The organism is Colwellia sp. 1_MG-2023, assembly GCF_030546755.1.
Classification (GTDB): Bacteria; Pseudomonadota; Gammaproteobacteria; order Enterobacterales; family Alteromonadaceae; genus Thalassotalea_H.
In genome coordinates this window covers 46,976-70,424 of sequence record NZ_JAUOPE010000009.1, presented here as the reverse complement: position 1 = coordinate 70,424, position 23,449 = coordinate 46,976, and the positions used below count along the sequence as shown (strand labels likewise).

Sequence of the window (23,449 nt, the reverse complement as noted above, 5' to 3'; positions counted from 1 at the left end):
GATTTATTCAATATAGATAACTCTATTTTTTCCTTCTTCTTTGGCTTTATAAAGTGCAGTATCCGCTCTTTCAAAAGCTATGTGGACATTGTCATCGGTTTTTATATGAGTAACACCAATTGATAGCGTCATTGATACTTTATTATCTTTAAATTTAAAAGGCAGTTTAGCTATGTTAGCTCTTAAAGAGTTTAGTATTTCGTTGACTTCACTCTTACTTTTATCTCTGAAAATAAAGATAAATTCTTCGCCGCCGTATCGTGCAATAAAAGCATCGTTTTCTAAATGCTTTTTGAATGTACTTGCTAGCACTTGTAGCGTTTTGTCTCCGGCGGTGTGTCCATAAGTATCATTAATTCTTTTAAAGTTATCTAGATCAGCAATTGCAATTGATAATAAACCGCCATTGTGTTGGTATCTAACGGTTTCTTTAGCGAAATACTCATCGAAAGCGGCTCTGTTATTTAGCTTGGTAAGTGCATCTTGTAAGCTTTTTGCTTGTTGTTCTTGAATTCGTTTTTCAAATGTTATGCTTTGTTCTTCAAGTTTTTCTATTTTCGCTTGCATGTCGACAAGCTTTTTTTCTAATTCTAACTGTAGGGTGTTCTCTAATAATGCCTTTTCATCAAGGGTGTTAACTATTGCTTCTAATTTACCGCTAATATCGACTTTAATATCAACAAGTGAATTTGCCTGATCTAAGCCATGTGCCATATTGTTTATTTGGTTTTGTAGCTGAGTGTTTAATTTTTGATTTTTCTTATGACACTTTTCTTGGGTGGTAATTGTGCTTTTTACCGCTGTTTGAATGGTCGAGAGTGTTTCACTTAATGTCGATAAAAACACTTTTGCGGTATTTCTTTCATGAACTAAATCATGACTAATCACATCGAAGGCCGCTAAAAAACTATTGAGTAGTTTCTCATTGGGCATATTTTCATTCAGTTCAGCTTTTATTTTTAGTAGTTGATTTTGATACTGACGTGAAACATTAATTTTGGTTAAAAATTCCGTAAAACGCTTAATGATTTTTTGATCTGGCACTGACACTATATTTGCGGCAGTTGGCGTTTTTGGTTGGTTTAATAAGCCCCCAGTACTGCTTGCTACATTATCTTTTTTTAATGCAATTTGATAAAAATTCACTAATTGAGTCAATAAAGGAATATATTGCGCCAACGCTTCTTTTGTTTCTTCATTATCCTTTAACAGTGTGCGCAATTGTCGTCTTAAGTCTTCAGGTAAACCTTTAATTTTTTGGAGTGCTTGTCCGGCTAAATTGAATTCACTTTGTAAATTAATGATTTCTTGTTCTTTTTTAAGGGAAAATTTTTGTAGCAGCAAGGTGATTTCTTTCACTAACTTTTGCACTTCAGCAATTGGAGCTGATTTAGTGAATAGTAATCGCAATTTCGCTAATTTATTATCTAAAGATAAATCTGTGCCTTTACTCGCTTGACTGAGCTTAATAATAAACTCGGTAAATAACGTTGTTTGAAATTTAAATTCATCATCGATAGCACTACGTGATTCAATAGCTATATCAAGCTTTCGTTTTAGTGCTGCTATTTCTCTATCGACTGTTGAATTACCGCTCATGAAAAGTCAAATTCCTTGTGTTTTCTTGAATAAATTATTTATCTGTTGGTATTCATTAATGAAAATGTAAAATAGATAAGTGATAAAATAATCAATTATTTATTAATATTATACGCTGATTTAATAAAAGTCAGCATTAGTATATGAATAACTGTGAATTAATTATAAATTTTAGTTAATTCATTACTATAAACAAGAATATTATTGTCTTATTGTTCGCGCGAAAAACGGCTTATTGTTTTCTGTCGTTCTAAAGGGGTTAATATCTAAACCACCACGGCGTGTATATCTGGCATAGACAGTTAATTTTTCTGGTTGGCAATAACGCTGAATATCGCAAAAAATGCGTTCGACACATTGTTCATGAAATTCATTATGTTGCCTAAAAGAAATTAGATATTTTAACAACGATTTATGATTGATTTTATTTCCAGAATAATCGATATAAATACTTGCCCAATCTGGTTGATTGGTGATCAAACAATTTGACTTTAATAAATGTGATACCAGTAATTCATCGGTGTTTTCTTCGTCATTTTCTAAAGATAAGAGCTCTGGTTGTAAGTGATACTCTTCAACTTCAATATCTAGTTCATCAATACAAGTAGACGGTATTTGCTTGATATTTAACGCTGGGCACTCCTCAACGTTAAATAGCGTAACCTTTGCTTGCGCACCACAAGTTTTCGTTAAATCTTGGCAAAGTATTGTTTGTACAGCATGTATATCGGTAAACTTTGTTTGATTAAAACTGTTTAAATACAGTTTGAAAGATTTTGATTCAACGATATTAGGGCTAGTGCAAGGAAATGAAAATTCTGCAACCGCGACAACCGGTTTACCTTTATTATTAAGCCAAGATAATTCATAGCCGTACCAAATATCTTCACCCTTAAAAGGTAAATTTTCAGCGGTTAGATTTAATTCTGTTCTATTTAGGCTTCTAGGAACACTTTGTAATAATGACGGTTGATATTCACTAATGTACTGTGTAGTTTTGCCTAAAGTTAATTTATCTAACTCTGATGCGTTGTTATAATGGCTCATGGTAGTGATGGTTCGCTAAGTAATTTTCGCTGCATTATATTATTTTATAGGAATTATTTGTTAGATGAAAACAACTGACACACAATTAACAGCGAATATACTTACCTTTAGTCAGCGCTATGTTGAACAATATCAAGAAAAACTACAGCATTTACCTTTGGTTGAAGATGATGAACAGTGGCCATCGCCATGTTTACAAAACAAGTTTGATCAAGACTTAATGTGTTGGCGACCGGTTGAAATGAAACCCGCTTTGTCGTTTGAAAATTTAGAAAGTGCCCTAGACTTAGTGATTCACCCTTCGATTATTACCTATTTCACCACTATTTTTAGTGAAAATATTCCAGCAAGCTGCTCAGAAGGACATTTGCAATTATTATTTGCTTGGAGTGAAGATGACTTTGCTCGATTGCAAGAAAATCTCATCGGCCACGTACTAATGAAGCAAAAACTAAAACAAGCTGTCACGTTATTTTTTGCGGTAACCGATGATGAAAATATTATGCTTACTGTTGAAAATGACACTGGAGAAGTATGGGCAGAAAGGGTTGGTTGCAAACCCCACAAAAAAATCGCGGACTCATTAACTGAATTTATGGCGACTTTACAACCTGATATTTATATTGCTGCTGAAACGGATTAACTTTTATTCATTAATTGTTCAATCTGTAATTTTAACGTCTTAATTTCATCTTTTAACGGAGCAATAGCTTGATTAACGATTTCATTTATTGCTTCATTATTCATAGGAACTTCACTTGTTTCTTCGATTTCTACAGGGCTAACTTCAGTAAAACTTGGCTCATGTTGCCAAGTTTTTAACGTAGAAATTAATTGAGGTAAAGGAACGGGTTGAGAGAGCTTTGTTTTTATTAAAGCCACCGTTGGTTTCTTACCTTGGTTTGCAAGCCGATTAGCAATGGCTAAAATCTCATCATTGATGGTCATATTGATAACTTTGTCTTCGTGAAAAAAACTATATTTTAGCGAAAATATTAGCTTAGGTGTTAGCTAATTTACTAACTATTTTGATAAAACTATTTTGAATCAATAAGTTGTAAGTTTTGGAGAGAGTTTTGCTAAGTGTTATTTAAAATAACAATTTGATCACAAGAGTAAAAAACATGAAAAAATCTATTTTAGCGTTAATTATTGCAGCTCCGTTAGCCTTATCATTGACTGGTTGTGTTGTTTCAGTGGGTGGTGACGATGGTCATAATATGACAAGTGATTTTGAAAATCGTGAATACACTAATAGAAAAAAAATTAGTCGTATTGCTTTAAAATCTAGCATTGTCGATGTCACAAACCGTTTAGGTGTTGCAGATTTTAATGAAACCTATGAAAAAGAGGGCGATACTGTTCGCGTTTTATTTTATCGTACTAATCGCATTCATAAAGATGGTTTAACAACACGTGATGAGTGTACTTATCTGTATTTTGTTAATGGTGAACTTGTAGAAACCGGCCAAGGTGGTGATTTTTCAAGAAACATTTCTCGTTAATCCGCTTGTTACAATACTCAATAATTAATAAATAACTTTGAATTAAGTGACTAATAATGAAAAAGCCAAGTAGTGATTAAACTACTTGGCTTTTTTGTTAATTTTTAAACGGCCCCTAATGTATAACGGCTTAAATTAAACGTTATAATTTAGGTATACGAATTTTTTGTTCAGGTGATTGGCGGTAAATCACTAATGTTTTACCTATCACTTGTACTTTCGTTGATTGTGTTTCACGACAAATAGCGTCAACAATCAATCCTTTGGTTTCTCTATCATCGGTAGGGATTTTTACTTTAATTAACTCATGATGATTTAAAGCGAAATCGATTTCGGCAACTACCGCTTCAGTTAATCCATTATTTCCTAGTAAAACAACCGGTTTTAATGAATGTGCCAGCCCTTTTAAATGCTGGATTTGTTTTTTATTTAGGCTCATTAACAATTTTCGTTACAAGTTAGCTTGAATTAACGCTATTTTACCCTCATCTTGTTTGTAATACTAATAAAACGTGTAAAGCTTTGTTTGATTTTTATTCGACCGAAGTGAAAAGTTAGCTAAATGAGTAAAAGTAAATTATCAAATAGCAGCCAAAAATGGATGCAGGAACATTTTGAAGACGAGTATGTAAAAAAAGCCAAGAAGTTAGGCTTACGTTCTCGAGCAGTTTTTAAAATTGAAGAAATCAATAAAAAAGACAAGCTGATCAAACCTGGAATGAAGGTCGTTGATTTAGGCGCTGCGCCGGGTGGCTGGTCTGAATATGCCGTAAAAGCTGTGGGTGATAGTGGTCAAGTGGTTGCCTGTGATATTTTAGGAATGGATCCGATTGCGGGGGTCGATTTTTTGCAAGGTGATTTTAGAGAAGAAGCCGTTCTTGATGCCTTACTTACTCGCATTAATGGTAAAAATATTGATGTAGTGATGTCGGATATGGCAGCAAATTTTACCGGCAATGACAGCGCAGATTCTGCACGAAGCATGTATTTAGTAGAGTTAGCATTAGATATGTGTCATCAGGTTTTGAAAAAAAATGGTGCATTTGTAGTGAAAGTTTTTCAAGGCGAGGGCTTTGAACAATTTATGAAAGAAACCCGACAAGTATTTAAAACGGTTAAAACTCGAAAGCCTCAATCGTCTCGTGCGAGATCAAGAGAGGTTTATCTAGTAGCGACAGGCTTTAAATTGTAGTAAATTAAACATAATTATTTTAAGACACTTTATCGAGTTTGTTTTTTGAACAATATTTGTTGGGTGTTAAATTTATCAAGAGGTCATTAAGTTGAGCGATATGGCAAAAAATCTTATTTTGTGGTTAGTAATAGCTGTTGTGTTGATGTCAGTATTTCAGAGTTTTACGCCAAATAATGCTAATGAACAGCAAGTCGATTATACGCGCTTTATTCAAGATGTTCGTCAAGGACAAGTTAGAGAAGCAAATGTTGATCGAAATGGTGTCATTAAAGGTGTAAAACGTAGCGGTGAAACTTTTGTTGCTGTTATCCCTGGCGGTTACGATCGCGACTTAATTAATGATCTTGTTAAGCAAGGCGTCAATGCTTCGGGTGAATTACCTGAAGAAACAAGCTTTTTAACGACTATATTTGTTTCTTGGTTTCCAATGATTTTATTGATTGGTGTATGGATTTTCTTCATGCGTCAAATGCAAGGCGGTGGCGGAAAAGGTGCCATGTCTTTTGGTAAATCAAAAGCTCGTTTACTGAGCGAAGACCAAATTAAAACAACGTTTGCTGACGTTGCCGGTTGTGATGAAGCGAAAGAAGAAGTTTCTGAATTAGTCGATTATTTAAAGGACCCTTCAAAATTCCAAAAACTTGGTGGCAGAATCCCATCAGGTGTTCTTATGGTTGGTCAACCTGGTACAGGTAAAACCTTATTAGCCAAAGCGATTGCTGGTGAAGCAAAAGTGCCTTTCTTTACTATCTCTGGCTCAGACTTTGTTGAAATGTTTGTCGGTGTTGGTGCATCACGTGTACGCGACATGTTTGAACAAGCGAAAAAGTCAGCACCTTGTATTATCTTTATTGATGAGATTGATGCCGTTGGTCGCCAACGTGGCGCAGGTATGGGTGGTGGTCACGATGAACGTGAACAAACACTAAACCAAATGCTAGTTGAAATGGATGGTTTTGAAGGTAATGAAGGCGTTATTGTCATTGCCGCAACAAACCGTCCAGATGTGTTAGATCCTGCATTATTACGTCCTGGTCGTTTTGACCGTCAAGTAACTGTTGGCTTACCTGATATTCGTGGTCGTGAACAAATTTTAAAAGTGCATATGCGTAAAGTGCCACTTGGTGATGATGTTAAAGCATCAGTAATTGCCCGTGGTACGCCAGGTTTTTCTGGTGCTGATTTAGCGAACTTAGTGAATGAAGCGGCATTATTTGCTGCGCGTTGTACTCGTCGTGTTGTTTCAATGGAAGAGTTTGAAAAAGCGAAAGATAAAATCTTGATGGGTTCAGAGCGTAAATCAATGGTAATGACTGAGTCTGAAAAAGAGATGACTGCATACCATGAAGCTGGTCACGCTATTGTTGGTCGTTTAGTTCCTGATCATGACCCGGTTTATAAAGTGAGTATTATTCCACGTGGTCGTGCCCTAGGTGTCACTATGTACTTACCAGAGCAAGACAGATTTAGTCACTCTAAACAGCATTTAGAAAGCAATATTTCATCGCTTTACGGTGGTCGAATTGCCGAAGAAATGATTTATGGAGCTGATAAAGTTTCAACCGGTGCTTCTAACGATATTGAGCGTGCTACACAACTAGCACGTAAAATGGTTACCCAATGGGGTTTATCGGAAAAAATGGGCCCTATGCTATTTGCTGAAGAAGAAGGTGAAGTGTTTTTAGGCCGTACTTCTGCAAAATCGTTAAATATGTCGGATGAAACCGCACAAGCCATTGATGCTGAAATTAAAGAGTTTGTTAGTCGTAACTATCAACGTGCAGAGAAAATATTAAAAGATAATATCGATATCTTGCACTCGATGAAAGATGCGTTAATGCATTATGAAACGATAGATGCGTTACAAATTGATGATTTAATGGCGCGCAGAGAAGTGCGTCCACCATCAGACTTTCATGGTGATAACATTGATAAAAATGAACCACCAAAATCTGGCGCGGCTAAAACTGACGTGAAAGATGAAGAAAAAAAAGTTGAAGCTGATTTAGATAAGCCGTCCGATATTCCGGCAAAATAAATTCGCTGTTCTATTGAATATAAGCCTCGATTTAAACTTAGTGAATCGGGGCTTTATTTTATTTAATTTTGATATTTATAAAAATAAGAGACTTGTTTGAATATTTTAACTAGCCCCGCAGCCATATCTTTTAATCAAAACGATATTCAAATTATGGGCATTTTAAACGTTACCCCTGATTCTTTTTCTGATGGTGGCCAATTTACTCAAATAGATAATGCTCTTCACCAAGTTGAGATTATGATCAACGAGGGCGCAAGTATCATCGATATAGGTGGTGAGTCAACAAGACCGGGCGCTGTTGATGTTGCGGAATCTGATGAAATCTCTCGAATTATTCCTGTATTAAAAGCGATTAAAGCGCGTTTTGATGTTGCGGTATCAATTGATACCAGTAAATCAAACGTAATGGCTCAGGCGATAGAATATGGCGCAGATTTGATTAATGATGTGCGTGCATTACAAAATGCTCATTGTGTAGAGGTTGTTGCACAATCTTCTGTGCCGGTTTGTTTAATGCATATGCAAGGCAAACCTAGAACCATGCAACAGAATCCTCATTACGACGATTTAATTGACGATATTTCTGCCTTTTTTAAACAACGTATTGCAGTATGTGAAGACGCTGGTATAAACAGAAATCGGATAATTTTAGACCCAGGTTTTGGTTTTGGTAAAACACTTGAGCAAAATTATCAATTGTTGTCTCAATTAGCTGCATTTAAATCATTAGGTTTACCCCTCTTGTCAGGAACTTCTCGTAAATCTATGATAGGCAATTTATTAAATAGAGAAGTATCAGAGCGTTTAGTGGGTAGTATCACTACGGCTCTATTAGCCATTCAAAATGGCGCAACTATAGTACGAGTTCATGATGTTAAAGAAACCATGGATGCAATAAAAATATTAGCAATTACGCATAAAACCACCTGCGCGTGACACTTTGAAATTAAGGAATAAAAATGTCTGAAAGAAGATATTTCGGTACTGATGGCGTGAGAGGATTAGTAGGGCAGTATCCTATTACTCCTCAATTTGTGATGAAACTTGGTTATGCCGCGGGCAAAGTTTTAGCCGCTAAAGGCACCAAAAAGGTATTAATTGGCAAAGACACGCGTATTTCTGGCTACATGTTTGAGTCAGCGCTTGAAGCTGGTTTTTCTGCCGCAGGTATCGATATCGGCTTATTAGGTCCAATGCCAACTCCTGCTATAGCTTATTTAACTAAAACATTTCGTGCTGAAGCAGGAATTGTGATCAGTGCCTCTCATAACCCATTTTACGATAACGGTATCAAGTTTTTCTCACAAGATGGTCAAAAGTTACCTGATGAAGTAGAACTTGCCATTGAAGCTGAACTAGATAAAGACATGGGATGTGTTGATTCCGCAAATTTGGGTCGCGCCAACAGAATTGATGATGCAGCTGGGCGCTACATCGAATTTTGTAAGAGTAACTTCCCAAGTGAATATTCTTTGTCGGGTATGAAAATAGTTGTCGATTGTGCCCATGGCGCAACTTATCATATTGCACCTAACGTTTTTAGAGAATTAGGGGCTGAGGTCATTGAAATTGGTACTTCACCCAATGGTAAAAATATCAATGATGGTTGTGGTGCAACCTCAATGGATGCCATAAGTGCTGCGGTAGTTGAGCATCAAGCTGATTTAGGTATTGCCTTAGACGGTGATGGTGACCGTTTAATGATGGTTGATCACACAGGTTATGTTGTTGATGGTGATGAATGTGTTTATGTCATAGCCAGTCATGATTTAAAGTCTGGTAGTATTCGCGGGGTTGTTGGCACGCTAATGAGTAATATGGGACTTGAATTAGCGTTAGCGGACATGGGAGTACCTTTTGCGCGAAGTAAAGTAGGCGATCGTTATGTGATGGAAATGCTTAAGCAAAATGGTTGGCAATTAGGCGCTGAAAACTCAGGTCATGTTATAAACTTAAGACATACCTCAACAGGCGATGGTATTATTGCCGCGTTAAATGTTTTAACGGCCGTTTGCTCGTCTGGACAAAGTTTATTTGAGTTACGTCAAGGTATGACCAAACTCCCGCAAGTGCTAGTGAATGTTCGCTTCTCTGGTGATAACGATCCATTACAAGCAGACTCAGTGGTTTCTTCGGTTCATAAAGTCAATGAAAAGCTTACTGGGCGTGGTCGAGTGTTATTAAGAAAGTCAGGAACAGAGCCATTAATTCGCGTTATGGTTGAAGGGCCAGAACTTAATGAAGTGACTGCATTGGCGAACGAAATTGCTGAAGCTGTTAAAAAAGCTTGTTAACCGGTTGAATATTGAGCAAATGAACAAGTTATTATGTGAAATACTTGTATCTTGTGAGTAGGTTCGTTAATATCTCGCCGCTTTGATTTAGGAAAGACAAATGAAAAGACGCTCAATTGTTGCTGCCAACTGGAAAATGAATGGCAACTTATCGCTAATCAATGAAATGATTACAGGATTGAATGCAATAGAATTGGCTGAAAATGTCGATGTGGTAGTATGTCCAAGCTTTCCTTACCTTGCTTCATTTACTGATATAGCGCGACGTGAAAGCTTACAAAAAAGTATTCACTTAGGTAGTCAAAATGTCAGTGAACATCAAAGTGGTGCATATACGGGTGAAATATCTGTCGATATGTTGAAGGAATGCGCTGTACAATATGTTATTGTAGGGCATTCAGAAAGACGTGATATTTATCAAGAATCATCCACGTTAGTTGCTGAAAAAGTGGCTTGTGTACTTAATGCGGGCTTAACACCTATATTATGTATCGGTGAAAGTGAGTCAGAGCGAGAAAACGAGCAAACTAATGTTGTATTATCGGCACAATTACAGTCGGTGATTGACAATATTGGTATTGAAAAATTTGATGATGTTGTTATTGCGTACGAGCCTGTTTGGGCAATAGGTACAGGAAAAACAGCATCACCTGAAATGGCACAACAAACGCATCAGTTTATTCGAGAGTTTCTTGCTCTGAGTAATGCTGAAGTCGCGAACAAAGTGCCATTACTTTACGGTGGAAGTGTTAATGCTTCTAACTGCGAAACATTATTTGCGCAACCAGATATCGATGGTGGGTTGATTGGCGGTGCTAGTTTAAAAGTCGACGAATTTAAAGTTATTTGTTCGGCTGCGAAAGGATAGTAAAATATGTTGTATCAAAGTTTAATAGTAATTTACCTTATTGTAGCAGTTTGCTTAATAGGTTTAGTGTTAATTCAGCAAGGTAAAGGTGCTGATATGGGCGCTTCATTTGGTGCTGGCTCTTCAGCAACTATATTTGGCTCAAGTGGCTCAGGTAACTTTTTAACTAAGGCGACGACTTGGTTAGCCATTGCATTTTTTGTTATCAGTTTAGTATTGGGTAACTTAACTGCAAACCGCGTGAAGTCAAGCGATGAGTGGAACGAGTTAGCAGCACCAGTAGAACAAACCATTCCTGGTAATGATGCACCTATTCAAGAAAGTGCAGAACCTGTTACTTCTGAAAATGCTGACGTGCCTGCTGCCGCTGAAAAGAAAACAGCTGATAACAGCGATATCCCAGATTAATAAACAATTTTAAAATGCAGATGTGGCGGAATTGGTAGACGCGCCACCTTGAGGGGGTGGTGCCTTAGGGCGTGAGAGTTCGAGTCTCTCCATCTGCACCAACTATATAGAATAAGGCCTGTAGCGATACTGGCCTTTTTTGTTTTCCGTATTTTTAAAATCACGGAACCTATCCGGAACCTTATACAGTAGTCAGAATTTAAAGGTTTTAGGCAATAAAAAACCGCAATGAAGCGGTTACTCGCGAATATTCTACTTAGCCAAAGCAAGATAATAAGGCTACAAGTCAGAGCAAACTGAGAAATATGATACGAGTAGAGTAAAACCTAATTATAATTAGCGTTAAAATAGGTCTGCTATAACATAATCTACTTTGTGCTTTATTTTATCGAATTGCTTCCTTTTCGTTACCGTCCATGCAACACATTGAATTCCGTCTATGCATTTATTTACCTTTTGGTGGTCAATTAATAGATAATCAATACTTGGTAAACTGGCTAAATCATAATCACTTAATGTTATGTACCCTAAACTATAATTTGAAACAGAGTTAATATAAATAAGATCGTTAGCATTATTTGAAATAAGTACCACATCAACATTAAATTGACTTATCAAAGCGAGTGATGCGTCAATTGCTTTAAATTCTTTGAACTCTAAAAATAAAGTTACCTCTTCTTGTTCTGCTAGTTCAAGCAAATCAACTAAAGCTGTACAATCTAAACATTCAATATCATCATGAAGTAATACAGGGATACCGTTCCTTATCCGTACATCAGCCTCTAGTAAACGATAACCATAAACTATAGCAGCGTCAAAGCCGTCGAGTTTATTTTCATTAAGTCCTCTATGCGAGATTAGTTCAGCTAAAGGTAAATCTTTAGATGTAGATGACTCACCGCAAGACATAAGTAACAAAAGTAAAATCGGGAAAAAAATACTTCTTTTTAACAATGTTATTCCTTTTTATTTAATCGTTTATAAACATTTAGCTATAGGCTTATTTCAATGCATAGCAAGTAAATCAATCTTTATTCTTTCACTGTTTTATTATTAATACTAGAGTTTTGTAACCCTAAAATTCATTGACTACTAGTGCTGCTAAATTTAGTGAATACACTATCTGAAATTAAAAATCCTATTCAGAGGCTAAACTATATTTCTACGTTAATTCATTAGTTTTTTTGAGCTAGAGTAACAGGCGAAGAACGTCTATCTTTTTGGCATTTATAGATTTTATTTGGTTAATGAATTTAAATATCTGTAAATGTTTTTTGCATTTTTTTGGGGTGATAATGCCCAAGTATCGTTTATGCCATCTTGATTTTTATCTTTGATGTTTGGAAAAGCAGTAAATTGTTTTTGATAATCAACCCAGCTTTTTATTAATTCAAACTCATGGTTTATTAGTTTTGCTTGTGGCTGCTGCTTTTCAGTAGAAATTTGCTGAAGTATTAACTGATCGATATTATCAATAAAAACGCCATTCGCATTTCTATTTGCACCTACATTGTGAGAGTCAATTAACTGTTTATAACTAACTTCAGCACTTTCAAAATGATTTATGTAATCAGGATGTTGAAACGGTACTAAAGGGGTCTGACTCAGTAAGGGATTACTGGCCGAAATAACTTTTTTTTTCGCTTTTTTGGCTAAACGATACATAACACCAAGGTGGTTATTTTTAGTTAGCTCAGCAGCACTATAGTAAAAGTTACCCTTAATATATGCTTGCTGTTTACTGAGTTGAGGAGAATACCAAAGATCGATGAATTGTTTAGCTTTACTATTTTTACCCGGTATATAGTAGTTGTTGATCAAATTGAATCGACCATTTTCACTGCCATAGATATTATTTGATCCCCAGTTATAAATAACGTTGTTCGCCATTTCCACAAACTCAAATTTTTGTGGGTAGGGTGGTTTTAATCTATGGCCGTTAAGGCGAGGTGTTCTGCTATTATGATTGGCGATTACATTATTAAGAAAACTTGCTTCATTCCCCCCCCAAATGCCGCCATAACCATGTTTTCCTTTTGGATGAATTGAATCATTTAAGCTATAGGCAATAATGGAGTGTTGGAGAGTAAATCGAGTATTATTATAAAAACTGGCAACTTCATCTACTGCCCAACTAAAAGAGCAATGATCGATAATCACATCAGAGCTGTCTCTTACCGACATAGCATCTTCTGCAAGCCCAAAAGTACCTAGTCTAAAGCGCATGTAACGAATAATGATATGTTCTGTGTTGGAAACTTTAATGGGAGCACCAGCTATTGTGATGCCACCTGGTGAGCTTTGTCCAGCAATGGTGAGATAGCCACTTTTGATAATTATTGGTGATTTTAGATGGATAACACCAGAGACAGAAAAAACGATAGTTCTAGGATGCTTTCTTTTTAGCGCATAACGTAAACTGCCTTTGAGCGGATTTTTCGGATCATCTGCTAACGTATTCACAATATAAACATCGCCACCTTTGCCACCTTGAGAATATTGACCAAACCCTTTTGCCCCAGGGAAAGCGAGATTTTTTTTAACGAAGTGATCAGCATAAGCTACGGGAGAAATAAACCACACAAGTAAAGAGATAGTCGCGACTAAGGTCGTTAATGTTTTCATTTGCTAATTACCTTGTTAAAACGTTTATTCGTTATATCAATAAGAGAAGCCATCAAATGCAAATGCCGTTTCTGTAATGGCTTTTTCTATTATTGCTAAGTGTTGTTTTGGCGACCATTGATTATCAAATACCCATTGCTCATATGTTTGATGCCCTAAATAATTGTCATCAGGTACAAAGTTATTTTTTAGCCACGGATAGCTATTTTCTGATTGGTTATTATAAAAGAAATATCGGCTGCCATATTTATTTGCTCTATTTTTAGACGTGTCGTTATATGTTTTTTTAAAAATAGCCGTGTCTGCCATCTCTTTAGAGAAATGATTATCGATAAGATAAAACTGCGCATCATAATGGTGTCTCGCTAATAAATAACCTGGTGTACCTTTGAAATAACTATTTTTTACCACGAGTTTTTGCTGTGGATCTAATTCGCCATCGTGCCATAAGGTTGCTGATTGTTTATGGTTTATAAACGTAGAGTTTTCGATTAATGCACTTCCGCGTGGACATACCATGTCGGTATAGCCTTCAAATGTGCAGTAAGAATGATAATACATGCCATTTTTTTTATTCCATAAGCTGACTGTGTCAGCGCCATCGGCAATCATATGACATTGATGTAAGGTGATCCTAGTGGCATTTTCAAAACCTCTGATCGCAAACTGGTGCTCAGAGGTATTATGCTTTCTACCATAATTATTAATCACGGTTAAATTCACAATATTAATATCACTACCTGCGATATTAATCACGGCTGCCCCCCAATCACTTTGATGATTCTCTCGCCAATTACTACGTAATTCGTCAAATGCGATGATGCTGCTTTTTGCCGAACTGCCCACTAAACTGAGATTATTTCTCGTGATAAAGAGTTTTTCCTTATAATAACCTGGCGCAATGAGTACGATCACTGACTTATACTCACTGCTATGGTTAATTGCTGCTTGAATCGTGTGAAAGGCGTCAGGATTATTTTTATCGACGTACAAGATCTTATCGGGTGCTAAGCCGATGGGCGGCGTATTCGCTAGTGCGTTTGTGAATATAGCAAATGCCAAAAACACAATGCTGATGATGAGCAGGTGATAAAAAAATGTTTTATTAATGTTACTCATGAGCGTGACACCTGCTTAGCTAAGATATAAATAAAATAAGTGAAAAATAAGGTAAATGAATTCAATAGTTAAATTAAGGTGATATTTGCAAAGCAGTTACTATTAACGTTTTGTCGATAGGTACTATAGCGCCTTGTTGTTGGATCACTTGTCGAGCAAGCGCATTGCCGCAATGTGCGCTTTGCTCTATTGAATGTCCTAGCAGCCACTGAGATAAAAAGCCTGCATTAAATGAGTCGCCAGCAGCAGTAGTGTCTACTATCTGATCAACAGCCTGAGTTGAGTACTTAAACACTATGATGTCGTTATTGTGATTGAGCTCACTGTATTGGCAGCCATTTGCACCATCTTTTACCACTAAAGCTGTTACGCCAACTTTATGTAAGCGAGCTCGGGTCTCTTCAATGTGTGAGTCTTGCCATAATAGTGCTTCATCATCGAAAGTTACTAGTGCAAGATCTGCCATGCTATAAGCTTTATTATTGGCGGTTACGCAATGATTCTTGCTTGACCATAAACTTGGGCGATAATTACTGTCGTAAATAAATTTAACGCCATTGGCTTTTAATTTTGCAATATAACCAAGCAGTAAATGACAATCTTCTTCAGTTAAAATTGCCAGTGAAATACCTGACAAATATACCGCGTCAAATTGATTGATTGTGTCGAGTACACCCATAAACTTTTCATGCTGAATAAGATATTTAGCGGCAGAATCATTGCGCCAATATTGAAACGTTCGTTCGCCGTCTGCATCATTTTGAATCATATATAAACCCGCATGTTTATCAGGGTTCGTTAAAACAAAATCGGTAGCAACACCATGCTCTTGCCATTTATTAACAATCGCAGTGCTCAGCGGGTCTGCTCCCATACTGGTTACATAATGGGTATCAATAGCGCTATTGCTTAGCATGTTGAGGTATATGGCGGTGTTGATGGTATCACCGCCATAGTTTTGCCTCATAGGAGAAAAAGGCTGACCGGATAATTCAATCATGCATTCGCCGATAATTGCTATCTTCTTTTTAGCCATTATAGTGTTACTCCCTTTTTCCAAATGGCTACTTCACGAATGTCGTTTACTTCATTCCAGGCTTGTTTGCCATTGACAATTTCAACAAGTAAATGAATGAAATCATGGTGTACTTCTTCCATGGTTTTATTTTCAGCCAGAACACCAGCATTAAAATCAATCCATCTCTTTTTCTTATTGGCAAGTTCACTATTCGTCGCTATTTTCAGGGTAGGTACAAAGCCGCCATAAGGCGTACCACGACCGGTAGTAAATAACACCATATGACAACCCGTTGATGCTAATGCGCTGGTGGCAATAGGATCATTACCGGGAGCTTCAAGTAGGTTGAGCCCAGGTACAGAAAGTCGCTGACCATATTTTAAAACCGCTTGCACTTGGCTACTGCCGGCTTTTTGCGTACAACCAAGAGATTTATCCTCTAGTGTCGTAATACCGCCATCTTTGTTACCGGGCGAGGGGTTTTCATAAATAGGTTGGTTATGATCGGTATAATAACGCTTAAAATTATTAACCATATCAACCAAGTCATAAAAAGTGGCTTTGTCTTTACAACGCGACATTAAAATGGTTTCAGCACCAAACATTTCGGGCACTTCAGTGAGTACTGTTGTGCCACCTTGTGCAATTAAATAATCAGAAAAATAGCCTAGAAGTGGATTGGCAGTTATGCCTGAAAGCCCATCACTTCCTCCACATTCTAGACCAAATTTAACTTCAGATAAGCGACCTGCTTCGCGTTTATCTTTTTTAACTTCGCTGTAGATTTCTTCTAATAGCGCAACACCATCTGCGACTTCATCATCAGATTGCTGGGTTATCAGAAACTTCACGCGTTTATCATCGAAATCACCTAAACTTTCTTTAAATACTGAAAGCTGGTTATTTTCACAGCCTAACCCAACCACTAATGCGCCACCTGCATTTGGATGTAACACCATGTTTTGTAATAAAATACGCGTGGTTTCTAAGTCATCACCTAATTGTGAACAACCAAATTGATGAGGAAAAGTATGAATTCCATCAATATCAAGATCAGGATGTTGGGCTAAAAATTCTTTTTTCATTTGGTTGATCATGCCATTCACACAACCAACAGTAGGGATCAACCAAATTTCATTGCGTATAGCTACTTCACCATTAGCCCGACGGTAAATGTTGACAGGCGGTGAATCAACCGCTGTAGTGGGGGGCAAAAAGTCAGGCTTATATTGATAGCTTAATTCATCATGCAAATTGGTTTTAATATTTTGTGTATGGACCCATGCCCCTTGTGAAATTTCAGACAACGCATAACCAATTGGCGCGCCATATTTGATCACTTGATCGTCTTTCTTTAAATCAACAAGCGCAACTTTATGCCCTTTACCTATATCTTCTTTTAGCGTTATCGTGACTTCATTTACATTAATCGTTTGACCACTAGTCAAATCTTGTAATGCGATAGCAACGGTATCGCTATGATGTAATTTAATTAGTTCTTTCATTGTTATAACCTAAAGGGTATTTGCGATCGTTTTTTCAACGCCATCGGCCAACATGGCTGCTAAATAATCACAAACAGCCAAAGCGAAACCATTTATTTGGCTAAGATCTGTTTCCCAGTGCCATTGCGCTGATAACACTTCATTGACTAAAGTGTGCAAATCGATGACACCTGTGTCGTATTTGCGCCAAAGCTGGTTGAAAATATCAACCCATTGCTCACTGTCTGACAAGTCAATAAATTCACCATTTCGATTACCTCGATAAAATAAAATTTGACCGGCAAAAGCTAGAGCAAGTTGTGGTGGTATTGCTTGTTTAATGTCAACAAATTTTAATAATTGCGGTAACAAACGTGTTTTAAATTTTGTCATGCTGTTTAACGAGATAGACATCAACAAATGGCAAATATAAGGATTTCTAAAGCGATTAAGCACATCGTTGGCAAACGACTCTAATTCATCTTTAGGTAAATCTAACGTTGGAATAATTTCATTAAAAATCAGGGCTTTTAAATAACGTTCAAATAAAGGTGAATTTAATGCATCGCCAACCGTATTGATATTAGCCATATACGCAAGTGGTACAAGTGCCGTATGAGCACCATTAAGAATAGCAACTTTACGTTGTTTAAAGGGTGAAATGTCATCGACAATTTTAATGTTGAGATCTGAATTTTCTAAACATAATAAATCGGATAAAAAGTCTGGCCCTTGAATAACAAATAAATGAAAGTACTCAGCGGTAACCATAAAGTTATCTAAGTAACCGAATTCTTCTTGAAGTGCTGCATGTTCATCGCGCGGAAAGCCAGTTACAATTCTGTCAACTAAGCTTGAACAAAAGTGATTACTATTTTCTAACCACTCGATAAATTCATTGTCTAGTTGCCAAAGTTGGCAGTATTGAAAGACGATTTCTTTTAATTTTTCACCATTATAGTCAATTAATTCGCACGGAATAATCACTACACCTGCGTCATTTTCGCCTTTGAAAGTGTTAAAACGATGATGTAACCATTGCGTTAACTTTGCCGGGAATGCTTTCGCTGGCGCATCAGCTAACTTATCTGTATCAATATATTCAATACCCGCTTCTGTGGTATTAGAAAAAATAATTTTTAAATCCGGATTCTCGGCTAGCGCTAAAAATTTGCCAAACTCTTTATACACTGGAATTTCTTCATTTACCGAGCTTATTATACGTTGCTCCGCTACGGTATCTCCTGACTCATTAATACCGCGAATCACTGTGGTGTATAAACCATCTTGTTCATTTAATAAGGGCAGGGCATCATAGTCAATTGGTCTGATAATCGCGATACCTGCATTTAAGTCACTTGTTTCATTTAATTTGTCTATTTGCCAATCAACAAAAGCCCGTAAAAAGTTTCCTTCACCAAACTGCATAATTTTGGTTGGGTAACTGTTTTTATTAAAATTTTTCCTATTTAATGTTTGCATGATTAAACCTATATTGCTTTTGCGTTTTTTATATCCTACTTAAATTTGCCACCGGTGGCAAATAATATTTGACAAATTGCCACCGGTAGCGAAAAATAGACTTCATTAACCACATCGTGGCAATCTACGATTCTAAAAGAATGATCAAAGTGAGAAAAAAAATGGCAATACAGCTCTTCGATTTAAATGGCAAAAAAGCGTTAGTTACTGGAGCAAGCAGAGGGTTAGGTCAACAAATAGCTATTGGATTAGCAAACGCCGGAGCTGAAGTTATTTGTAGCAGTAGTAAAGAGAATGGTTGTGCAGAAACCATTCGTATGATCGAAGCAAATGGTGGCATTGCATCAGAGCGTACCGTCGACTTAAGTGATATTGCGAATGTAAAAACTACGGCACAAGCGTTACTGAGTGAACATAGCTGTATTGATATTTTAGTGAATGTTGGTGGTACTATTTTTAGAAGCCCTGCCATTGAGTATTCATATGAAGAATGGCAGCGGGTGATGACGGTAAATTTAGATGCAAGTTTTGTGTTAGCACAAACATTAGCACCGACGATGATCGCCAAAGGTAGTGGAAAAATTATTAATATCGCTTCAATGCTGTCATACAGTGGAGGCATGACGGTACCAGCATATACGGCGAGTAAGCATGCGATTGCTGGTGTGACAAAAGCGTTAGCTAATGAATGGGCTTGTCATAATATTCAAGTTAATGCCATCGCACCTGGTTATTTTAAAACCGATAATACGCAAGCTATTCAAGATGATCCCGTTAGAAATAGTGAGATAGAAAAGCGAATTCCAGCAGGTCGTTGGGGAGATCCTGAAGATTTAGCTGGTGCAGCAATATTTTTATCTTCATCCGCGAGTGATTATGTCAATGGTCATGTGCTTGCTGTTGATGGCGGCTGGTTAGCTCGATAGTTTAAGTGCTAGCTGAGTTGTTGATAGTTTACATGTTGATAAGAAAAGAATTAATTAAATAAGTATAGGATAAGTTATGTCCACAGAAATTGAAGTTAGATATGCGGTAGGACCAAACGAAGTTAAAGGGTTTGATACTGCGCAGTTAAGAAATGAGTTTTTAGTTGAAAAGTTAATGCAAAAAGACTGTGTTTATTGGGTTTATTCTCACTATGAACGCTTTATGGTAGGCAGTGCGGTACCAACATCATCACCGTTAAAGTTAGAAACATTAGATGCATTAAAAGCAAAAACGTTTTTACATGGTCGTGAGCTAGGCATTATCAATGTTGGCGCTTCAGGCACAGTTACCGCTGATGGTGAGATTTATCAATTAGGTTATAAAGATGCTTTATATCTCGGTAAAGATACTCAAGAAGTTGTATTTGCTAGCGATAATGCAAAGCAGCCGGCTAAATTTTATTTAAATTCTGCACCAGCGCATCATAAATATCCAAACAAATTAGTGACAACCGCAGACGCTAATGTCCTTCACCTTGGGAGCTTGGAAACATCAAACGAGCGCGACATTAACCAAATGTTGATTAATACCGTCGTAGAAACTTGTCAGCTTCAGATGGGATTAACTTGTTTAAAGCCGGGCAGTGTTTGGAATACCATGCCAGCGCATCAGCATGATAGACGAAATGAAGTGTACTTTTATTTTGAGGTTGAAGAAGCGCAAGCGGTTTGCCATTTTATGGGCGAACCTCAAGAAACCCGTCATATTTGGGTACACAATGAACAGGCGGTTATTTCTCCTCCTTGGTCAATTCACTCAGGCTCAGGCACACAAAACTATAGTTTTATTTGGGGCATGGCGGGTGAAAATCTAGATTATGACGATATGGATAAATATCAACCCAACCAATTGCGATAGTCGAGAGTTATTTCATTCCATTAATGAGAAGTAAAAATGAAAATTAAGGCATTGAAAAATAAATTATTGTTAAGGGCTTTCACGCTAGTAATTAGTTTGCTTCTTGTTAGTTGTATGACTAAAAACGAAAAAACTACATTAACCTTGGGGCACACCCATGACACGCGTCATGTGGTTCATGTTGCTATGCAATATATGGCTGAACGAATAAAGCATTATTCTAACGGCAAAATGGAGGTGGTGATATATCCGGGGGCACAACTTGGTACAGAGCGAGAGATGATCGAGCTGTTGCAAATTGGTAGTTTATCTATGACTAAGGTTTCAGCGAGCCCGTTAGAGGGTTTTGTACCCGAAATGCAAGTGTTTGGTATTCCTTATTTGATGCGTGATCGAGAGCATTTTTGGCGCGTACTCGATAGCGATATTGGTCAAGGGTTGCTTAAAAAAGTTGAAAAGGTTCGTCTTAAAGGCATGGGATATTTTGATGCAGGCAGCCGGAGTTTTTATACCTCACATGGGCCGATTAATACGCCAGATGATTTAATTGGTAAAAAGATCCGAGTTTTAAATAGCCCTACAGCCGTTGCTGCTGTTAAGGCTTTAGGGGGCGCGGCTACGCCAATTGCTTGGGGGGAGCTTTATGCTGCATTACAGCAAGGTGTTGTTGATGGGGCCGAAAACAACCCACCAAGTTACTTTATCTCTCGTCATTACGAGATTGCAAAATATTACAGTTTAGATGAGCACACCTTTGTGCCTGACGTTATTCTGGCAAGTTTACCTGTATGGCAAGGTTTGTCTCGCGAACAGCAAGCTTGGTTAACGGCTGCTATGCGTGATGCCGTGGCACATCAAAAACTATTATGGCAAAAGGCATCTGAGGAAGCGATGTTAGCGGTAGAGCAAGCCGGTACTACGATTATTTATCCCGACAAAGCATCATTTCAAGCCAAAATGGTTGATTTTCATGCTTCTTTTGCTGACAGCCCTGTCGCTGAGCAAATCATTCAAATTAAAAAGATGTAAGGGGTAAAATGATGCAAATGCTGTTGTCATTTATTAGTAAATTACTCGAAAAAATATTGATGTTAGCGATGGCTGCCATTGTGGTAACCGTTACTTGGCAAGTGTTTTCACGCTTTATTATGCAATCGCCAAGCTCATTTACTGAAGAGTTGGCTCGTTTTTTACTTATCTGGATTGGTATTTTAGGCTCTGCTTACGCGTATCAATCTAAAGCGCATTTAGGTTTAGATCTTTTTGTCGATAAACTTGCACCCGTAAAACAAAAACCAGTACGAATTTTAATTGAATTGATTGTTTTAGTGTTTGCTTGCGGTGTCATGATGTATGGCGGAGCATTGCTTGTGTTAATGAACATTGAATTAAAGCAAACCTCTGCCGCATTAGGGTTAAATATGGGATTGATATATTCAGCAATACCTTTATCTGGCACGTTAATTATGCTGTTTTGTCTTGATAATATTATTCGACTAATTGAATCCACACCCAGTGCTTCCAACTCACAAACAAAAGATCCCATAAAAGGAGAAAGCTAATGGATATTACCGCAATTGTTTTAGTGGTTAGTTTTTTCGTTTTATTGTTTTTAAATGTACCTATTTCAATCTGTATTGGTGTGGCAACCTTAGTCGCATTGATCATGCATATTGATTTTACGCCAGCCGCGATGACCATTGCGCAGCAAATGGCAGGCGGTATTGATAGTTTTGCATTATTAGCTATCCCTTTCTTTATTTTGTCTGGCTTAATTATGGGGCAGGGCGGGATTGCTAAACGATTAATTGAATGTGCAATGGCGTTAATTGGCGCTTTACCGGGGGGATTAGCACTCGTTAATGTTATGTCTTGTATGCTCTTTGGTGCTATTTCTGGCTCTGCTGTTGCCGCGACCTCTGCTATTGGTAGTTTTATGATCCCTGAAATGAAAAAGCATGGTTATAGTGCTGAATTTGGCGCGGCAGTTACCGCGTCTGCAGCCACCACGGGAATGCTAATACCGCCAAGTAACATCCTAATTATTTATGCCATTGCAAGTGGTGGTGTTTCTATTGCGGCATTATTTGTCGCCGGGTATCTACCCGGAATTTTAGTAGGGTTAGCATTAATGTTGGTGTGTTCTTTATATGCAATTCGTCATAAATATCCGGTAACGGCACGTTTACCATTAAAAGTCGCTCTTGAAAAAATAGTGGCTGCTTTACCTAGCTTATTGTTAGTGTTTATTGTGATTGGCGGTATTATTGGTGGCATTTTCACAGCGACTGAAGCCGGCGCGATAGCGGTACTTTATGCACTGGTTCTTTCGGTTGGTATTTATAAAGAAATTGATCCTAAAGCGTTACCCGCTTTATTATTAAAAGCGTGTGAAACTACCGCGATTGTTATGTTAATCATTGGCGCATCTTCCGCAATGTCTTGGTTGTTATCCTACACACATATTCCTCAAACGATCAGTGAATTCTTTTTAACATTAAGTGAAAACCCTTTAATCGTTTTATTGTTAATTAACTTAATTTTAATCGTGGTGGGGGCTTTTATAGATATGACACCGGCAGTGTTAATTTTCACGCCAATATTTTTACCGGTTGCAATGGAGTTTGGCATGTCACCCATTCAATTTGGTATTATGATCGTACTGAATTTATCGATAGGGCTTGTGTCACCACCTGTAGGAAGTGTGTTATTTGTGAGCTGTGCTGTAGCAAAAACGTCACTGCATAAAATTATTAAACCTATGGTGCCACTTTATTTAGTGATGTTCGCTGTATTGATGTTAGTCACTTATGTACCAGCTATTAGCGAAACCTTACCTCGATTTTTCGGTTTAATAAATTAAACGAGTTAGTGAATGCGATAAGGTGTTTTAATCAAAATAAACATAGATCTAGGTTA

General features: G+C 37.3%; 23 protein-coding genes and 1 tRNA gene. 14 read left to right on the top strand and 10 right to left on the bottom strand.

The features are described from left to right. Nucleotides 1–3: 3 nt before the first annotated feature. Both Q4493_RS11670 and queF read right to left on the bottom strand, forming a co-directional pair. The gene (locus tag Q4493_RS11670) at nucleotides 4–1,599 is read right to left on the bottom strand and encodes a GGDEF domain-containing protein (protein WP_303452789.1); all 1,596 of its coding nucleotides are present in this window, start codon (nucleotides 1,597–1,599) and stop codon (nucleotides 4–6) included. A gap of 201 nt (nucleotides 1,600–1,800) precedes the next feature. Continuing rightward, complete coding sequence (gene queF, locus Q4493_RS11665) at nucleotides 1,801–2,646, bottom strand: NADPH-dependent 7-cyano-7-deazaguanine reductase QueF (RefSeq protein ID WP_303452787.1); 846 nt, start codon at nucleotides 2,644–2,646, stop codon at nucleotides 1,801–1,803. A 64-nt stretch (nucleotides 2,647–2,710) separates the two neighbouring features. Between queF and syd the strand changes: the two genes are divergently transcribed. Then, nucleotides 2,711–3,289, top strand: coding sequence for a SecY-interacting protein (gene syd / locus Q4493_RS11660; protein ID WP_303452785.1), 579 nt, complete (start codon nucleotides 2,711–2,713; stop codon nucleotides 3,287–3,289). Here the strand turns inward: syd and Q4493_RS11655 are convergent. Continuing rightward, the gene (locus tag Q4493_RS11655) at nucleotides 3,286–3,594 is read right to left on the bottom strand and encodes a hypothetical protein (protein ID WP_303452783.1); all 309 of its coding nucleotides are present in this window, start codon (nucleotides 3,592–3,594) and stop codon (nucleotides 3,286–3,288) included. The genes syd and Q4493_RS11655 overlap by 4 nt on opposite strands. Before the next feature lie 176 nt (nucleotides 3,595–3,770). On the opposite strand from Q4493_RS11655, the gene Q4493_RS11650 reads away from it, so the two are divergent. Then, the gene (locus tag Q4493_RS11650) at nucleotides 3,771–4,151 is read left to right on the top strand and encodes a DUF3192 domain-containing protein (RefSeq protein WP_303452781.1); all 381 of its coding nucleotides are present in this window, start codon (nucleotides 3,771–3,773) and stop codon (nucleotides 4,149–4,151) included. A 142-nt stretch (nucleotides 4,152–4,293) separates the two neighbouring features. Here the strand turns inward: Q4493_RS11650 and yhbY are convergent, their stop codons facing one another. Then, the gene (yhbY, locus tag Q4493_RS11645; RefSeq protein WP_303452779.1) at nucleotides 4,294–4,590 is read right to left on the bottom strand and encodes a ribosome assembly RNA-binding protein YhbY; all 297 of its coding nucleotides are present in this window, start codon (nucleotides 4,588–4,590) and stop codon (nucleotides 4,294–4,296) included. Between the two features lie 123 nt (nucleotides 4,591–4,713). Between yhbY and rlmE the strand changes: the two genes are divergently transcribed. The 7 genes from rlmE (at nucleotide 4,714) to Q4493_RS11610 (ending at nucleotide 11,058) form a co-directional block, all read left to right on the top strand. Then, nucleotides 4,714–5,343 carry a 23S rRNA (uridine(2552)-2'-O)-methyltransferase RlmE gene (gene rlmE / locus Q4493_RS11640; protein WP_303452777.1) on the top strand — a complete coding sequence of 210 codons (630 nt, stop codon included), beginning with the start codon at nucleotides 4,714–4,716 and terminating at the stop codon, nucleotides 5,341–5,343. Between the two features lie 91 nt (nucleotides 5,344–5,434). Beyond that, nucleotides 5,435–7,384, top strand: a complete 1,950-nt coding sequence (gene ftsH / locus Q4493_RS11635) for an ATP-dependent zinc metalloprotease FtsH (protein WP_303452775.1) — start codon at nucleotides 5,435–5,437, stop codon at nucleotides 7,382–7,384. A 153-nt stretch (nucleotides 7,385–7,537) separates the two neighbouring features. Then, nucleotides 7,538–8,323, top strand: coding sequence for a dihydropteroate synthase (gene folP, locus Q4493_RS11630; protein ID WP_303452938.1), 786 nt, complete (start codon nucleotides 7,538–7,540; stop codon nucleotides 8,321–8,323). Nucleotides 8,324–8,346: 23 nt separating this feature from the next. Then, complete coding sequence (gene glmM, locus Q4493_RS11625; protein ID WP_303452773.1) at nucleotides 8,347–9,681, top strand: phosphoglucosamine mutase; 1,335 nt, start codon at nucleotides 8,347–8,349, stop codon at nucleotides 9,679–9,681. Nucleotides 9,682–9,781: 100 nt separating this feature from the next. Further along, complete coding sequence (tpiA, locus tag Q4493_RS11620) at nucleotides 9,782–10,549, top strand: triose-phosphate isomerase (RefSeq protein WP_303452771.1); 768 nt, start codon at nucleotides 9,782–9,784, stop codon at nucleotides 10,547–10,549. A gap of 9 nt (nucleotides 10,550–10,558) precedes the next feature. Next, nucleotides 10,559–10,957 carry a preprotein translocase subunit SecG gene (secG, locus tag Q4493_RS11615; protein WP_303452936.1) on the top strand — a complete coding sequence of 133 codons (399 nt, stop codon included), beginning with the start codon at nucleotides 10,559–10,561 and terminating at the stop codon, nucleotides 10,955–10,957. Nucleotides 10,958–10,973: 16 nt separating this feature from the next. After that, a tRNA-Leu gene (locus tag Q4493_RS11610) sits at nucleotides 10,974–11,058 on the top strand. 241 nt (nucleotides 11,059–11,299) lie between these two features. Here the strand turns inward: Q4493_RS11610 and Q4493_RS11605 are convergent. The 6 genes from Q4493_RS11605 to Q4493_RS11580 form a co-directional block, all read right to left on the bottom strand. Further along, nucleotides 11,300–11,911 carry a glycerophosphodiester phosphodiesterase gene (locus tag Q4493_RS11605; RefSeq protein ID WP_303452769.1) on the bottom strand — a complete coding sequence of 204 codons (612 nt, stop codon included), beginning with the start codon at nucleotides 11,909–11,911 and terminating at the stop codon, nucleotides 11,300–11,302. A gap of 282 nt (nucleotides 11,912–12,193) precedes the next feature. Further along, entirely contained in the window at nucleotides 12,194–13,582 is a 1,389-nt protein-coding gene (locus tag Q4493_RS11600) for a polysaccharide lyase family 1 protein (protein ID WP_303452767.1), read from the bottom strand. 36 nt (nucleotides 13,583–13,618) lie between these two features. Further along, complete coding sequence (locus Q4493_RS11595; RefSeq protein WP_303452765.1) at nucleotides 13,619–14,701, bottom strand: polysaccharide lyase; 1,083 nt, start codon at nucleotides 14,699–14,701, stop codon at nucleotides 13,619–13,621. A 73-nt stretch (nucleotides 14,702–14,774) separates the two neighbouring features. Beyond that, complete coding sequence (locus tag Q4493_RS11590) at nucleotides 14,775–15,737, bottom strand: sugar kinase (RefSeq protein WP_303452762.1); 963 nt, start codon at nucleotides 15,735–15,737, stop codon at nucleotides 14,775–14,777. Then, the gene (locus Q4493_RS11585) at nucleotides 15,737–17,224 is read right to left on the bottom strand and encodes a UxaA family hydrolase (protein ID WP_303452760.1); all 1,488 of its coding nucleotides are present in this window, start codon (nucleotides 17,222–17,224) and stop codon (nucleotides 15,737–15,739) included. Before Q4493_RS11585 ends, Q4493_RS11590 begins: the two co-directional genes overlap by 1 nt. A gap of 9 nt (nucleotides 17,225–17,233) precedes the next feature. Continuing rightward, nucleotides 17,234–18,685 (bottom strand): tagaturonate reductase, encoded by a 1,452-nt coding sequence (locus tag Q4493_RS11580; protein ID WP_303452758.1) that lies wholly within the window; start codon nucleotides 18,683–18,685, stop codon nucleotides 17,234–17,236. A gap of 161 nt (nucleotides 18,686–18,846) precedes the next feature. On the opposite strand from Q4493_RS11580, the gene kduD reads away from it, so the two are divergent. From kduD to Q4493_RS11555, 5 genes are all read left to right on the top strand, one after another. Then, nucleotides 18,847–19,611 carry a 2-dehydro-3-deoxy-D-gluconate 5-dehydrogenase KduD gene (kduD, locus tag Q4493_RS11575; protein ID WP_303452756.1) on the top strand — a complete coding sequence of 255 codons (765 nt, stop codon included), beginning with the start codon at nucleotides 18,847–18,849 and terminating at the stop codon, nucleotides 19,609–19,611. A 76-nt stretch (nucleotides 19,612–19,687) separates the two neighbouring features. Beyond that, entirely contained in the window at nucleotides 19,688–20,530 is an 843-nt protein-coding gene (gene kduI, locus Q4493_RS11570; RefSeq protein WP_303452753.1) for a 5-dehydro-4-deoxy-D-glucuronate isomerase, read from the top strand. 114 nt (nucleotides 20,531–20,644) lie between these two features. Continuing rightward, a complete protein-coding gene (locus Q4493_RS11565; RefSeq protein ID WP_303452751.1) occupies nucleotides 20,645–21,559 on the top strand; it encodes a TRAP transporter substrate-binding protein in 915 nt (304 codons plus the stop codon). A gap of 8 nt (nucleotides 21,560–21,567) precedes the next feature. Continuing rightward, complete coding sequence (locus Q4493_RS11560) at nucleotides 21,568–22,092, top strand: TRAP transporter small permease (protein ID WP_303452749.1); 525 nt, start codon at nucleotides 21,568–21,570, stop codon at nucleotides 22,090–22,092. Next, complete coding sequence (locus Q4493_RS11555) at nucleotides 22,092–23,393, top strand: TRAP transporter large permease (RefSeq protein WP_303452746.1); 1,302 nt, start codon at nucleotides 22,092–22,094, stop codon at nucleotides 23,391–23,393. The genes Q4493_RS11560 and Q4493_RS11555 overlap by 1 nt, the downstream gene beginning before the upstream one ends. Nucleotides 23,394–23,449: the final 56 nt, after the last annotated feature.